We start from the raw sequence: 15,387 nt of genomic DNA, 5'->3' as shown, positions 1-15,387 counted from the left end.
GGGCTTTTGTTTGAAATCATGTACTTACATGAAGATAAGGAGTAGTATCCCAGCCAAGAAGCAGTAGTAAGAGAAGTACTTCAAATTACCTTTAGCCATAATCCCCATAAACCAGCGCATAGAAAAATACGTAACGATTAGTGTAGTGATAAATGCAATTAAGTATGGAATTGCTAGTTGCGCTCGGTTCGGGTCACTGGCAATATCAGATGCCCCCATAACAAGTCCGCCCAGACTGATTGGAATATACAGCATAAAAGAAAAGCGTAAAGCAGTTTCTTGCTTCATTCCCACAGCAATGGAAGAGATGACCGTTGCGCCTGAGCGACTTATCCCGGGAATAAGAGCTACAGCTTGGGCAAGTCCGACTATGACTGCATCCTTCGCTTTTAAATCCCCATCTTGTTTACGACCGCGAAGATTACGAATTAACCATAAAGCAACCCCGGTTACCAGCAAGGCGATGGACACGGTGTGTACTGACGAGAAGATCTCCTCAATTTGGTCCTTAAAGAACAAGGCTACGATAACCGCAGGCATGGTGCCAATGATAATGTACAAAGAGAACATAAAATCTGACTTATATTCCTCTTTGCGGGTCAGAATAAATTGAACAAATCCAGTGATCAATCTTCCGATATCTTTGCGGAAAATAAAGCAAATCGCAATTAGAGAAGCCGTATTTGTCAGGATTTCAAAGGATAGCCCATTCTGTTTTAAGCCTAGCAATTTCTGCGCGATGATTAAATGGCCGCTCGAGGAAACGGGGATTGGCTCAGTTGCCCCTTGAACAAACCCTAGAAACAAGTATTTAAGCCACAGTATAATATCTTCCATTTTTCCTCCCAGTATTTTTGTAATCTTTTTAATCATATCTCATTCAATGAAGAAATGACAATAGAACCATCGTGCCATATCGAAGTTCATCGCCTTAAATGAGGGCTTGACTGAACCAGTTATAATATTCTTGAATGGCTTGTTCACTAACCGAGCCTATCGCGAAAGTAAACTAAATGAGGTGGAACTATTTGTAGTTCATTAATTAAAATTCATCGGCAGGACATTCCGAAAGCCGCCAGCGTTCTGGCAGAAGCCTTCGCAAAGGATGATCCACTGTATCAGCATATTTTGCCTGATGAAACAACCAGACTCCGCGTATTAAACATTTTTTTTCATCGTTATATTGAGATGTTGTATCCTTATTCGGATTTACTAACGACGTCAACAAATTATGAAGCTGTCGCCTTGGTGTTCCATTCGGAGCGTCAGAGCGGGACATTGATTTCGAACGTCAACTATATGAAACAAATTGGGCTAGCGATTCTCAAGTGTTTACCGATTTGCCGTATCATTGGTGTGCGAGGATTTATTCGAGGGTTAGCCACTTTGCGCAGTATGAGCTCCTTATGGTTATCGATGTTTGGAGATCAGAAGTATATGCATTTGGATATGCTTGTAGTGCAAGAACGTTACCGTGGACAAGGCTATGTATCGAAGATCTTGAAGCCGCTGCTTGCCGAATGCTGTGAGAAGAATGCATTATGCACGTTAGAGACACAGACGCTAAGTAATCTTCCCATCTATGAGCATTATCAGTTCCGCACAGTTAAGGTTATCCCCTTACCCAACAGTACATTAGAGCAGTATTGCATGGCGTATTCTCCAAGCGTTACTGAGTAGTTATTAAAACGGGGCGTCCCATTCAGCCATTTCATGGCTTTTGGGGCAGCCCTTTTTTTGATCATGAACTATATTTCGCAGCAGGGATGATTATTTTTATGGCTGTGCCATAACCTGGCTCGCTTTCAATGTGGATACCATAAGGTGATCCAAAGAGCAGCTGAATTCGATCATGAACATTCTGGATGCCAATCCCTGATAAATGATGTTTTTTGCTTACATTCACCTGCTCAGGAGCGTTCGGCATCCCTATACCATCGTCCATAATTTCGATGATTAAATGCTCATCCCGCTGGGAGATGAAGATTTGAATATTGCCGCTGACGTATCCAGGGAAAGCATGGAAAAACGCGTTTTCCACAAAAGGCTGAATGATCAGCTTGGGGACCAACAGCTCCGTACTGTCTTCAGAAATCTCAAAGTGGACACCGATTTGATCACCGTATCTGATCTGATTGATAAATACATAATGCTTTAAAGTCTCTATCTCCTGTTTTACAGTAATCATGTCCTCTGTAGATCCTAAGGTATTCTGAAGCATGGAGATGAGGCTATCGATCGTTTGATCCACCTGTTGGGTCCGATGCATGTTGGCTAAATATTTGATCGAACTCAGCGTATTATACAGGAAGTGAGGGTTGATTTGCATTTGCAGAGCATTGAGATCTGCCTTCCGGCGTTCCTGCTGTTCGTAGACAACTCTTTCGGTATACCGGTCAATTTCTCTAATCAGATGATTGTAGGCTTTGGTTAATACATTAGTCTCGTAGCTGCCATCTTCCTGCAAGGGATGCAATTTCAGACTGTCCCCTTTGGACGTTTTCATCGTATTGACTAACTGATTCAGGGGCTGAATGATTCGTTTACTAAGCCAATAGACAAACAACATGCTAATCACCAGTACAATGCTAACTACCTTGATGATTTCGTTTGAGATTGTATATAGCGGCGCAAATGCAGTTAATTGATCAACCTCCTCCATAATGTAGGCATTAAACTCCGGAAGGAAATACGAAATATAGGTTTGTTTATTTTCTGAATTTGTGACGATACCTCCTTGCTCCACAGCGTTCATGGCATTCAATAGAAGAACGGAATTATACGTGCTAATGGAAGCCTTATTGCTGCTGGAGAGAATCGTACCCTCTGCTGAGATAAGCGAGATATGAATGCCTTCCGAAATGTAGGGGCTGTATTTAAGATAGATGTTAAGCTCGTCCATAACAACGGCTGTATATCCGTACATTGAACCGGAAGCACTATCCACCAAAGGTTTCGTAGCAAAAATATAGTTTTTATAGGGTACAGTTTCTTTGAAAAGATCTGAACTGCTATGATATTGAATTCGATTGGGGATAACTCCATTAATCGTCATATAATCCGATACGATTTCATCCGGTATTTTATCCCATTTCAAGTTATTGCTTGAATAATGGCGTCCTCCTTTTCCCGGCATTGCCGAAACAATGATATGGGAGTTGTCGGGACTGAGGTAATCTTTGTAGATATCAATATATCTTCCAAGACTCATAACCAGATTGGTATGCTCAAGCGAGGTCAGAGCCGGCTTGGTAATATAATTTTTAAATTCAACACTACTGTTTATCTGCAGCATCGTATTCACAACCTGGTCATTGTATCGCAGTAAATCATTCTTTACCAAATTCATATTGGCGGATGAATTCTGGACGACTTGATTTAGTAGAATCCGCTCTGAAATTTTCGAGGAGGCCATGGTAAGGATGAAGGAGATTACAAGAATCCCCATTAACATAAGGATTAGAATTTTGATAAAGATACTATTCTTACGAAGCAAGCCGTTCACCTGTCTTTACTGGGAGATTTGAGTACGGAACTCCACAGGAGTCTTTCCAGTCATTTTTTTGAATACCTTCGAGAAATAATTATGTTCTGAGAATCCGGTTAAACGGCTGATTTCTGATACGGTTAAATTAGGGTCCAGCAGCAGTTCTTTCGCTTTATCTATTCGCACCCTGCTGATATATGTAGTTAAATTCTCTTGCGTTCGCTGTTTGAAATAAGAGGAGAGGTAACTATAGTTAAGATGCAAGGTATTTGCCATTTCTGATAATGAGATTTCATTAGCATAATGTTTGTTGACGTATTCATAAATCTGGTGCAGAATCATCGATTGTTGATCTGTTTGTTTCATACTGGATTTCAGTGCATCTAGGAATTGTATCAAAATACTCTCTAATTCATTGATGCTATAAGCTAAATCAATGGTTTTAAATAACTTTAGTCTGGACGAACCAAGCTCAGAAATGGGCTGCTTAATATGCTCAAGTGTACTCATTGCCGTATAGATGAGATTTTGACATAAACGTTTCAAGCTATATTCGTCATAGTCCTGTGTAGATAAGATTTTTAGAAAAAACGCTTTCAATTGTTCTCTGGCGTCATCTATAGCCAAAATCCGTAACAATGAAGTAAACTGATTCAGGTCGAAAGATACCTTTTCGCTAGGAATGAGAATTGCATTTTCCGGAACTACTACTTGTGTTGGGAAATAGATCAGTTTGCCAAGGTACGGTGTTAATCGCAAATGCGCTTCCTTAATCTGTTCTAAACCGGAAAATGGATTGGAAAGAATAAATGAGATATACAGAAGCTTTTCTTTCACGGCCTCAGCTAATGATTGAATTGATGTCGTTATATTTTGAGCTGCAGTCTCCTCATAGTTTAGGAGAATTAGAAATTCTGTCTTAAGGAATATAAAAGAATAGGTTAAGTTATTAGATAAATGTTGCTTTGCCAATGAAAGAAGGAGCTCCTCCATTTGGTTTTGACTCCACTCTGTTCTGGACAGAAGTAAGCTGTTGCTGGCTTTTGCCAGCATAAAGCAATTTCCTCGAAAATATTTTGTGAGCAAGTCTATAGATTCTTCATTTGGTAACGAATCATGTTCAAGCCATTGGGCAAGGATCAACGAAATGTCCAGATTAGGACGAATATAACCGGATGTTTGTAAGTTCACTGAACCACACAATGTCTGGATTAAAGTTATAAGCTCAGCAGAAGAGACTTTCGGTTTGAGTAAATAATCAGTAACGCCGTATTTAAAGACTTCCCGAACATAATCGTATTCACTGTAGCTGCTTAATACGATAATTTTAATTTCCGGATATTTCACTTTCATGATTTTTGAGAATTCTATTCCATCCATAACTGGCATCACAATATCGGTGATGACGACATGTGGACGTGTGGATTCGATATGGTCGAGCGCATCTTGGCCATTTGAGACCTGGGAAACGATTTCAATTCCATATTTGCTCCAGTTACATAAATGCATAATCCCCGTTCGAAGGATGGCTTCATCGTCTACGATCATCACCCGATAGGTTGAAACGTTATTGTTCATAGTAGGACACCCCGTTATTTCTCTTGTTGTATTTTTCTCATCATATAACAATCTTTCATATTACGGTATGGGATCTGGTTTGAAAAGCTATATACAAATAAAAAGTGCTATCGACCATAATTTTTACTAGGAAAAAAATAACATTTATTAAATGAACAATAATTACTACTAAGAAAGAACGAATGATTATTATACTTATCATTTTGAATTCTCTAAAATTAGGTTCAAGCGTTAAAGAATGAACCGCTTACATACAAAGTCAAAAGGGGTTGTAGAAATTGAAAAAATGGTTATCAGTATTGCTCTTAGTATCAATGACAGTAACGGTACTCGCTGCTTGCGGGTCATCAAATTCAGCGGAGAAAAATGAAAGCGGTACTACTAAGAAAAAAGTGATCGCTTGGGCCTGGGACCCTTCCTTTAATGGTGCAGCTTTAAAGATCGCTGAAGATCTTTACAAAAAAGAAAATCCTGATTTTGAGCTAGAGGTTGTTGAAATGGCCAAAACGGACTTGGAACAAAAGCTGAATACTAATCTGGCAGCAGATGTTAAAGACGGTCTTCCAGATATTATTCTGGTAAATGATCCTAATATTCAAAAATATGTAAACGCATATCCAAATACCTTCGCAGATTTTGGTGACAAGATTGATTACACTCAATTCTCTCCATACAAGGTCGATGCACTTAAGGTAGACGGTAAAATGTATGGTGTTCCTTTTGATATTGGTTCAACAGGTATGTTCTACCGCTCGGATTATCTGGAGGAAGCGGGTTTTACGGATGCAGACTTACAGAATATCACTTGGGATCGTTATATTGAAATCGGTAAAATTGTAAAAGAAAAGACGGGCAAATACATGGCGACCATTAATCCAAATGATGAAGCCTTAACCTCCATTCTTCTGCAATCGGGTGGATCGTGGTACATCACACCTGACAATAAAGGAAACTTTGTTAATAACCCTGTAATGACAGAGACCCTTCGTGTATACAAAGCGATTTCTGATTCCGGGATTGCTAAGCCTGTTACAGGCTGGAGTGAATTTGTAGGCAGCTTTAATGCTGGTGATGTAGCTACAGTAGTATCGGGAGTGTGGCAGGTATCATCTATCATGGACGCTAAAGATCAAAGTGGTAAATGGAAAGTAGCGCCAACGCCAAGATTGGGAATTGATGGTGGTGTTAATGCATCGAATGAAGGCGGTTCCAGCTGGTTCGTGCTTGATGGCTCAGCTAATAAAGATCTTGCGATTGATTTCCTGTCCAAAACAGTGGGCTCCAGCAGTGAATTCTACGAGCGATTCTTGACCGAAAATGGCGGTGTGGGTTCCTTTATTCCGGCATTCTCCAGTGAGGCTTATGGTCAAACCTCAGAGTTCTTTGGTGGTCAAGCTATCTACAGCGATTTCACGAAATGGTCTACAGAAGTTCCGGGGATTTCTCTGGGAATGTATACACAGGAAGCAAAAGATGCACTTAAAAATGAATTGCCAAACATTCTGAATGGCGCGGATTTGACGCAAAGCTTAGCTAACATCCAAAAATTGTTCGAACAACAGGTGCAATAAATATAAAGTTAGCAGGTGGGGATAGGATATGGAGAAAAAGTGGAATAAATCTACTATCGCGGGATGGCAGTTCGTATTATGGCCTTCACTGATCATAATGCTGTTTAGCTTCTATCCCATGATTCAATCATTACTGTTATCATTTCAATCAGGGAAAGGGACTGTGTACAGTTTTGTAGGGCTCAAAAACTATGTGCGTCTATTCTCCGACCCTATGTTTAGACAAGCGGTCTCGAATACTTTATTATACCTGGTTATTCAGGTGCCAATTATGTTGTTCTTGGGCTTAATCATTGCCTATTTTCTTAATATGCCTGGTTTGCGCTTTAAGGGGGTTTATCGTACGGCGATTTTTCTCCCGTGTGTAACCTCATTGGTGTCTTATGCAGTCTTGTTCAAAAGCATATTCTCTGTAGACGGTATTCTCAACCGTATGCTTATGTCCATTCATTTAGTGAGTGAGCCTGTTGGATGGCTCACTGACCCACTTTGGGCCCGTATTGTTATTATTCTAGCAATCACATGGCGTTGGACGGGTTACAACATGATTTTCTATTTATCTGCTATGCAAAATATTGATCCTAGTGTGTATGAGGCGGCTTCTATTGACGGAGCTTCAAAGACTCGGCAGTTCTTCAGTATCACTACACCAATGTTGAAACCAATTATTTTGTTTACAGCAATTATCTCAACGAATGGTACGCTGCAATTATTTGATGAGGTCGTTAATATTACCAATGGTGGACCGGGTAACTCGACAATGACGATATCGAATTATATCTATAATCTATCGTTCGTATATACTCCTAACTTTGGTTATGCGGCTACAGTCTCCTATGCCATTGTAATCATGGTAGCTGTGTTGGCATTTCTTCAACTTAAGGTGGGAGGCGAAAAAGATTGAGCAAGCTAAATAAATCAGTCATTCATTTCTTTTTAATCATAGCGTCTGTCATTTCTCTATTTCCTTTTGTATGGATGCTTATTGGGATGACGAATACTTCTTCGGATATAGTAAAAGGAAAATTCTCGTTTGGCTCAAGCTTTTCCGATAATGTAAGTCATTTATTCGGCTCGACCAACCTTGGCCAGGCGTTCTGGAATTCTGCTCTGATCGCGGTCGTGGGTACCCTCCTAACATTGCTGCTTAGCTCGATCGCAGGGTATGGATTTGAGATTTATCGGACGAAAGGTAAAGATCGCCTGTTTGGTATTCTAATGCTCTCCATGATGATGCCGTTTGCAGCGATCATGATTCCACTGTTCCGGATGTTCAGTAAATTTGGAATTTTAAACACGCCTGTAGCAGTTATTTTGCCTACCATTACAACCGCGTTTATGATTTTCTTTTTTATGCAGAATACCAAATCCTTCCCGCGAGAATTGCTGCAAGCAGGTCGTGTGGATGGGCTGGGTGAATTGAGATTATTCACAAAAGTGTATATGCCAACCATGAAACCAACCTATGCGGCAGCAGCGATTATTACATTCATGAGTAATTGGAATAACTTCCTGTGGCCGTTGATTGCACTCCAAAGTCAGGATAAGAAAACACTGCCTTTGATCGTGTCATCGTTAGCTTCGTCTTATAACCCAGATTATGGCATGATTATGGTTTCCATAGTTATCACTACATTGCCGACAGTATTAATCTTCTTCTTGCTGCAGAAACAATTTGTGCAAGGGATGCTCGGATCTGTGAAGTAGTAACAAAATGATATAGTAGGGACGGGGGCATTTAATTGTCTCCGTCCTTATAAGATTTTGTTTAACAATAAATAGCACAACCTTCGATGAATTGATATAATAGAAACATATATTCGCGTACTTCAGAACCCTATACGGATGTATACGGGTTTTATTTTTATTTGGTGAGGATGGCAGAAAGATGAATTGGTCGGATTTTGGCGAACGAAATAAACGATTGAATCCCCTATGGAATCTGGGGGCTGGGATGAACCTTGGCGAAATCCAACCGTACAAAGAAATGGTATCTTTAAGCATCTTGTTGCAAGTCTATTATTTGGAGCTAGAATCCAATGAGAGAAGATCCAAGGAAGATATAATAGCGTTGGCTTGGACTGCATTGGAACGGTTCAATATTGCGAATCTCGGGACTACCGAATCCGTAGAACGTTTAGTAGACGGCCTGCTCTGGAGCGGAAATGGTGGGGATTTTGAATCCTATTATTATGATGATACGGCTCGGCAAATGTCTGTGCAGAAATATAAGTATTTCATGGTGGATGAGGATGCGACCCGCAGTAGCTGGGAAGAGAGCGGCAGAACAATCTATCGTCTCTCCGAATATGCCATGGAGCTTATTTTTATGAGTCATGAGATTATCGAAGAGTTCCAGATCAGCATCAAGCTGCTCGAGATTCAGATGCATATTAAGCATGGACGTGTAACTCGTGCGCTTCAGGATGTGAATGAGCTTATCTCCCGGGTTCGAAAGATGACCCATGAGCAGCAGGAATACCGGAATGCATTGCGCCGTAACCCGAAGCATATTTTTAGTGAATTCGGAGTGGCCCGGCATCAGCGACTTGAAGAAATTCATCAGCAATTCGATGAGGAACGCAAGCATTTTGATAATATTCATCGTTCTCTGGCCCGGCTAGCCAATGACGAGAAAGATGTGATCGACTTTAATGAGATCCGTATTCTTTCTGAACGAGTCGAGCTCTCAAGGCGTGTACACGATGAGCTGGCTGAGATAGTCTTGAATATTTTCGAGGTGGAGACCAACTTAAGATTGAACTTTCCTGAACTATTCTGGGGAGCCGCCGGCTTTAATTTCCGTACACATGTATGGGAGGAATGGGTTAAAGAAGAGGGGCTGCCAAGCGGTGACAGCTTTGAACTGCTGCTCGGCGGATTGTTTGCTCCGAATCAGGATTTTGTCTATCCACTTCCTTGGGCTTGGGAGGAACAAGAGGTTGGTTTTATCCCGGATATAGTAATAGATGAACTTGAAGATGAGCTCTATGCTGAGAATGCTCAATATATTCCTAAAGGTATTCCATGGGCGGAAGTCGTTGAACTGTGGAAGCCTGTGTTCAGTGCGCTAGCCGAGCGGGGAAGCTTTACGTTTACTACAGAAGCTTTTACCGAGGAGGAATTAACAAGATGGGCACGCACACCAGATGCTGTCGATCTGTGGGTGCAGTTTTTTCATTCAGAGATTACTGTGCAAGAGCAGGCTCCTGAGAACAGCAACGGATCCGATGAATGCCAGTTGCTAATCCGTTATGTACTTGCGGATGATCCTCAATTGGAGAGCCTGCGCGGCAAGCTATTGCGGACGAGCATTGCGCAAGAATCAGGCCTAAGGGTACGCTGGTCTTGTCTAGACATGAGCCCATATACTATTACGATCGTGGAGAGGTGAGAGGTTACTAGCATGAGTTATACATTAGAACAGGTACAGCAAGCTTCACGGCTATTTTTTGAATTACTTCGTAAAAAAGTAATCCCTCTCGATGATCCTGCGGCAGCGGAATGCCTGCAGGATGCAGGAACATATGATGCGCTTCAATATGTTGCCAAGGAGGCAGGCTGCCGAGTGATGAATTCGGGACACCGTCTCCATTTGTTGGTCAATCCACTCGGGTCAGTGTTCGCCACCAACTTTACCCAGTTGAAGAATAAATACTCACGAATTGAGCGTAAAACTCATTTACATATCATTAATATCATCATCCTTGTGTTTCTGGCCGAGATGGATCAGGACGAGACTCACTTTAAGTCCGGGCAGGACAGTATGTCCTATATACAGATATCAGATCAGGTGTCTTCACTTTTCCAAGCATGGATGCAGATGGATGATGAAGGTCGGTTTAGTCAGCAGTGGCGCTTGGATATCCAAGCGATGTCCAAGGTGTGGACTAACCTCTATATGCAAACTAAGAGTCAGGAAGAGAGCGATCTTCTGACAAGAGGCGCAGGCTCACGAATTGGGCTGATTCATGAAGGCATGAAGCTCCTCGAAGAGGAGAAGCTCGTGTTCATCTCGGAGTCAGAGAAGCGGATATTCCCACGGGAAGAGCTTTATGAGAGAATGCGGTATTTATATCATGATGTTGACCGGTATCAGGAATTGAAGAAACTCATCGGACGAACTTTAGCTGAGAAAGACGGTGCTATTAATGCCGCGGATTGAACGCATACGGATTACAGGACTTAAATACGAGAAAATGCTCAAGAAATATGATGATATGATTCTGGATCTCTGTAACGAAGAGGGGCCAAGCAATACGCTTATTACGCTTATGAATGGTGGCGGGAAGGGCGTACTGCTGCAATCCATATTTCAGTTATTAATGCCCAAAACGCCATGGGGAAAAGATAGTGAGAACCAGGTGGAAGCATTTTTTCATAATCATAAAAAACAACTTAAACCTTACACCTTTCATGTAGCTATCGAATGGCATCTGGACAACAATGAGCGTAATGAATATATGACGACTGGTATTGCTATGACGGCACATAACTCACTGGATCAGCAGGATATTAAAGTGGATTACCTTCTATACGCACTTACGGATTATGGCGATGCATCTGAACTCACCCTTTCGACGTTGCCACTCTTCGATGAAGAAACTGCTGAACCTACGAGTTTTGAAACGATCCAGCAATTTATACGAGATCGGCGAGGGGAAATTGTACCTTTTGGTAGCCATAGCTCGGATTTAAAAAGATATTATGATTTCCTGGCTACCCGGGATATCCATATCGCCGAGTGGCGCAATATGCGGCGGATCAATGGGGAAGAGGGCGGTATTAAAGGTTATTTTAAAAAGAATGATGCCTTTACCAACCATAACTTATTCGAAAAGCTAATTATCCCTGAGATAGGTTCCAGTCTAAATGAGGGACCCAAAGAAGAAGACAATACGCTGCAGCGGATGTTTATTGACACGGCGACAGTAGCTCAGCGTCTACCGATGCTTGAACAGCGGGAACAGGTCTATACAGAGTTTCTTGGCATGGCTGCACCTTTATACGAGCTGGTGAAGCTAGGAGTAGAGGCAGAGAGTGTTGTTCAAGAAACGGAACTTCGTGGGCGTCAGATCTTTACGGTTATTCATGAAGAACAGAGAAATGCGGAAGAAGAGCGAAGTAAGGTTGGTAATGAACTGGCGGGGCGTTATCAGGATGCGAAGCAATTGCGATTTGAGACGGACAATCTAAAGTATTTGCGCAGCAAGGAAGAAATGGAACTGAAACAAGATGAGTTCAAAAAGCTTAGTGATGATCAGAGACGTGCACGTGGACGGCTGGACGATTCCAAGGCTCAGGAGAAAAAGCTTGAAGTGGCTCATTTCTTAGCTAAACGTATGCTCCACACACGACAAATTGAGCAATGGCAGAAAGAAATTCAAGCAATCGAAGGATCTCTGGAGATGAAAGAACGTCAAGAGGTCATTCAGACGGCTAAAGAAAAGCTTCGTAAACAATGGGATGTGGTGTCAAGCCTCTGGCAACAAACGATCAGAGGATTTGGAAACGCTGAGCGAGCACTGGCGACTGAAGAAAAGGGTCTGCGCAAGGAGCGGGAGAGCTTTCTGTTGGAGTTAGCAGGCCTGGATATCCAAATTAATGAATTGACGCTATCTATCCGTCAATATACAGAAGAACTCGGAACATTCGCAGCTCAGCATGGTCAGGACGCTGCACATGCTCCGGTGGCAGCGCTTCAACGTGCGATTTCAGCTGCCAAAACGATAATTCTGGATATGGAAGTGCTAGAGGAACAGCATAAAGAGGCAGAGAACCGAAAGCTGGCACTGCATAAGAATCACGCAGAACTCAGCGAGAAGCATCGCTCTTATGAACGAGAGGCAGACGAGCTTGGGGCACTGCTTGATTCGCAGACCTATAAAGAATCACAATTATGGTCACAGATTGTTGTTCTACTGGAAATGTTTGATGAACATAATCGTTTGGGAGCTACTGGCCTTTTTGAAGAGCAGGATACGATTCAACTACGATTTATCCGAAAAATGGATGAAGTGGAGCAACAGACAAAACGTTCCAGACGAGAGTACTACAATCAGCTTATGGACGTGGAACTTCAGAACCAATCCTACTGGCTGCCGAATTCAGATATTCTCGCGGTCAAGGATACACTCGATTCGCTCAAGATTCAATCCACACCGGGCAGTTCCTATTTAAATGATCGTCCATACCTTGAACGTGAGGAAGAACTAGAGCGCTATCCACTCCTTCCTTATAGTCTGATTGTTACCCGGCGCGAAGCTGATAAAATCAAACCGGATTTGCTGAAGGACACGCTGCTGAAATCAGCGGTGCCAATCTTTATCCGTGAAGAGATGGTAGCTTCAGATCCAGTATCTTTTAAGCTTCTAGCTAACCAAGGCCCACAAATGGTACTGGAGCCAGATCGGTTCTTAAACTTTAAGAGCGGTATTCAGGCGAAGCTTAAGGAGCAAGAACAAGTGCTTCAGGACGCGGAGGCTTATTTATCGAAGTTGAAATCTGTGCGTCAGGAATATGAGCGGTTATATCAAACAGAGAACACTGTGACGATTACAGCCAAACGCAATACTCTTATGAAACTGCAAAGTGAACTTCAGCAGAGCATTATCAGTCTGAGCAACGAGATTAATGAGAACGAGAGCACGCTTGCTCGGATCGGTCGGGAACTTATCGAGAATAAAGCGCTTAGTGCAGAGCATGAGCAGAGAGCAGCAGCGTTGCAAGGTTGGATTGAACGTTCGAAGAAACATGAGCAGGATCAAAAGGAGAAGAAAAAGTATACAGATCGTAAGAGTCTAGTGAGCAAAGAGCTTGCGAGTAAGGACCAGCAACTTGAGCATCTTGAAGCGCAAATGGTAAGCCTTGGCGGAGAGCGTGAGAAATGGATGGGAGATGCCAAGTATGCTCTGTTTCCTAGACTGCAACATTGGTTCCCTGAAATTGTATTTCCGACATATCATCAGCTTTCGGATGATATGGACCCCACACCAATAGATCCTGTAGAGCAGAACCTTCTGTTGCAGCAGCTCAGTACCGTTGAAAGTCTGCAGCAATCTCTGACGGAGAATGAGCTTGAAATTCGAACAAGAGCCGCCCAGATTAAAGCGGCGAGCGAGAATCTAACGGAGCTTGAAGCCAGCCTGAATCAAGTGGATGAGAATTGGCGGAAGGTAACAGAGCCTGCTGAATCTACTGAATCCATTATGGCTGCAAGAAACCGTCAAAAGTCGGAAACTGCTTCACTGGAAGAAGACTATCAGATGGTTCACGACTCTTTCATCCGCTGCCAAACCGAATTGGAGAATTTGCAGAAGGAATTGCGTAAGGTAGAAAAAGGAATCAAAGAGAAACATGAGCGTGCCGTGGAAATTTGGAATGAGCCACTCGAGCAAAAAGAGGCGGACATTCAAGAGCGTTTCCAAGAGAATGAGCTCATGCTTAACCAGTGTAAACGATCTTTGGAACGAATGGATACGCTTATTCAGACGTTATCCAATCAAATCAAGATCATGAATGCACATATTGAGGATCGGGTCAATCTACGGACTGTGCCAGAAGAATTAATGCTGAGCGTAAGAGAAGGCTGTGAGTCACTGGTTGCTGACTGGCTTCTTCGTATTAAGGATAGCCGAGTTAGACGGGACGAGGTCTCCAGAAAGGTGAAGGAAGAGAAAAATTCATTAACCGGAAAACTTGCCAAAAACGAACGGAATTCTGAACTGGAGACCAAAATTCTAGATCGTTTAAATACGGTTCATTGGGATAACTTCGCTATTGCTCAGCAAGTCCTAGATTCGATGTTACGTAGCTCACGCGATCAGATTGAGAGCATTCAAAGTGATAAGGAGGATATGGATCTGTCCCGCAAGATGTGGGTCGCCCGGGCTTCTTATCGTGTAGTACAAATCATTGATATTATGAAGCGAATGGAACGTCGGATGATTATTCATAACGAGAATAATTATGCCTTCCCGCTGGTACGCCTGAATTATAAGAATATCAATATACCGAGATCAAGTGATGAGGTAGAACCGATGGTGAGCGACTATTTCAATCGGTGTATCAATGAACTACTCTCAAAATATCCAAAGATTGAACAAGTACCAGCGCTGGTAATCAAAGAGGTTATAAATGACGGACGAATCGTCTATGCGGCGCTTCAGAATCGCTTCCCGATTCTTCAGGTATATAAACCAGTAACGGAAAATTACTTCCTCTACGCCGCTCCGGAAGATTATCATTATTCCGACTGGGAGATCATCAATCGGGGTGCGCTGGATGAGGCTGTCGGCAGTGGTGGACAGCGCCAATCTGTACAGCTGCTGGTAGCCATGATGATCATGACACATAAACGTGTGAATCGTGAGAACAAAGGGTGGACGGTCTTTTTATATGACAATCCTTTTGGAGAAATGGTTTCTAATAACGTGCTTGATCCCGTATTTGAAATTTCTAAGGCTCTAAAATTTCAGTGGCTGATTGTAACACCACCGGAGCTAGTGAAGAATGACGTTAGCGTTCGCTTTGGTGTGTACTGGCAGCTCTATTTCGGAGGCGTTAAAGGGGATATGTTAGAATCCACCCTAGTCAAGGGTGGAAGAAAGCTCATTCCTGTTTCGCTGTTTTGATCAGCAGCGTTTACCAGCGTCCATAATGAAAGGGGCGTACCGAAGTAGCATTAAGCTACTCCGGTACGCCCCTTTTTTCGCGTTTAGGATGAATTAGGGAGGTTTTCCCTAATTAGTT

At 42.4% G+C, this 15,387-nt stretch carries 10 protein-coding genes; 7 read left to right on the top strand and 3 right to left on the bottom strand.

All coding sequences use genetic code 11. The features are described from left to right. Nucleotides 1–24: 24 nt before the first annotated feature. Nucleotides 25–837 (bottom strand): undecaprenyl-diphosphate phosphatase, encoded by an 813-nt coding sequence (locus H70737_RS19390; protein ID WP_042189788.1) that lies wholly within the window; start codon nucleotides 835–837, stop codon nucleotides 25–27. A 411-nt stretch (nucleotides 838–1,248) separates the two neighbouring features. On the opposite strand from H70737_RS19390, the gene H70737_RS19385 reads away from it, so the two are divergent. Then, nucleotides 1,249–1,680 carry a GNAT family N-acetyltransferase gene (locus tag H70737_RS19385; RefSeq protein ID WP_331281444.1) on the top strand — a complete coding sequence of 144 codons (432 nt, stop codon included), beginning with the start codon at nucleotides 1,249–1,251 and terminating at the stop codon, nucleotides 1,678–1,680. 61 nt (nucleotides 1,681–1,741) lie between these two features. On the opposite strand, the gene H70737_RS19380 is transcribed toward H70737_RS19385, so the two are convergent. Both H70737_RS19380 and H70737_RS19375 read right to left on the bottom strand, forming a co-directional pair. After that, nucleotides 1,742–3,496 (bottom strand): sensor histidine kinase, encoded by a 1,755-nt coding sequence (locus tag H70737_RS19380; protein WP_042189785.1) that lies wholly within the window; start codon nucleotides 3,494–3,496, stop codon nucleotides 1,742–1,744. 15 nt (nucleotides 3,497–3,511) lie between these two features. Continuing rightward, on the bottom strand, nucleotides 3,512–5,065 hold the full coding sequence (locus tag H70737_RS19375; protein WP_042189783.1) for a response regulator transcription factor: 1,554 nt from the start codon (nucleotides 5,063–5,065) through the stop codon (nucleotides 3,512–3,514). Nucleotides 5,066–5,343: 278 nt separating this feature from the next. On the opposite strand from H70737_RS19375, the gene H70737_RS19370 reads away from it, so the two are divergent. The 6 genes from H70737_RS19370 to H70737_RS19345 all read left to right on the top strand — a co-directional run bounded on the left by H70737_RS19370 (nucleotide 5,344) and on the right by H70737_RS19345 (nucleotide 15,269). Further along, entirely contained in the window at nucleotides 5,344–6,636 is a 1,293-nt protein-coding gene (locus H70737_RS19370; RefSeq protein WP_042189781.1) for an ABC transporter substrate-binding protein, read from the top strand. A 28-nt stretch (nucleotides 6,637–6,664) separates the two neighbouring features. Continuing rightward, nucleotides 6,665–7,540, top strand: coding sequence for a carbohydrate ABC transporter permease (locus H70737_RS19365; RefSeq protein WP_042189779.1), 876 nt, complete (start codon nucleotides 6,665–6,667; stop codon nucleotides 7,538–7,540). Then, entirely contained in the window at nucleotides 7,537–8,343 is an 807-nt protein-coding gene (locus H70737_RS19360; RefSeq protein ID WP_042189777.1) for a carbohydrate ABC transporter permease, read from the top strand. Before H70737_RS19365 ends, H70737_RS19360 begins: the two co-directional genes overlap by 4 nt. A 181-nt stretch (nucleotides 8,344–8,524) precedes the next feature. Beyond that, nucleotides 8,525–10,030 (top strand): hypothetical protein, encoded by a 1,506-nt coding sequence (locus H70737_RS19355; RefSeq protein WP_042189775.1) that lies wholly within the window; start codon nucleotides 8,525–8,527, stop codon nucleotides 10,028–10,030. A 12-nt stretch (nucleotides 10,031–10,042) separates the two neighbouring features. After that, nucleotides 10,043–10,801, top strand: coding sequence for a DUF6063 family protein (locus H70737_RS19350; RefSeq protein WP_042189773.1), 759 nt, complete (start codon nucleotides 10,043–10,045; stop codon nucleotides 10,799–10,801). After that, a complete protein-coding gene (locus tag H70737_RS19345; RefSeq protein ID WP_042189772.1) occupies nucleotides 10,788–15,269 on the top strand; it encodes a coiled-coil domain-containing protein in 4,482 nt (1,493 codons plus the stop codon). Before H70737_RS19350 ends, H70737_RS19345 begins: the two co-directional genes overlap by 14 nt. Nucleotides 15,270–15,387 lie beyond the last annotated feature (118 nt).

This window comes from Paenibacillus sp. FSL H7-0737 (assembly GCF_000758545.1).
Classification (GTDB): Bacteria; Bacillota; Bacilli; order Paenibacillales; family Paenibacillaceae; genus Paenibacillus_AQ.
The sequence above is the reverse complement of the archived record's forward strand: the minus strand, read 5'-3'. Positions and strand labels throughout refer to the sequence as shown.

Excerpts from the sequence above, each read along its gene's own strand:
- H70737_RS19390 (WP_042189788.1), bottom strand. The coding sequence starts at position 837 with ATGGAAGATATTATACTGTGGCTTAAATACTTGTTTCTAGGGTTTGTT.
- H70737_RS19365 (WP_042189779.1), top strand. The coding sequence starts at position 6,665 with ATGGAGAAAAAGTGGAATAAATCTACTATCGCGGGATGGCAGTTCGTA.
- H70737_RS19355 (WP_042189775.1), top strand. The coding sequence starts at position 8,525 with ATGAATTGGTCGGATTTTGGCGAACGAAATAAACGATTGAATCCCCTA.
- H70737_RS19350 (WP_042189773.1), top strand. The coding sequence starts at position 10,043 with ATGAGTTATACATTAGAACAGGTACAGCAAGCTTCACGGCTATTTTTT.
- H70737_RS19375 (WP_042189783.1), bottom strand. The coding sequence starts at position 5,065 with ATGAACAATAACGTTTCAACCTATCGGGTGATGATCGTAGACGATGAA.
- H70737_RS19345 (WP_042189772.1), top strand. The coding sequence starts at position 10,788 with ATGCCGCGGATTGAACGCATACGGATTACAGGACTTAAATACGAGAAA.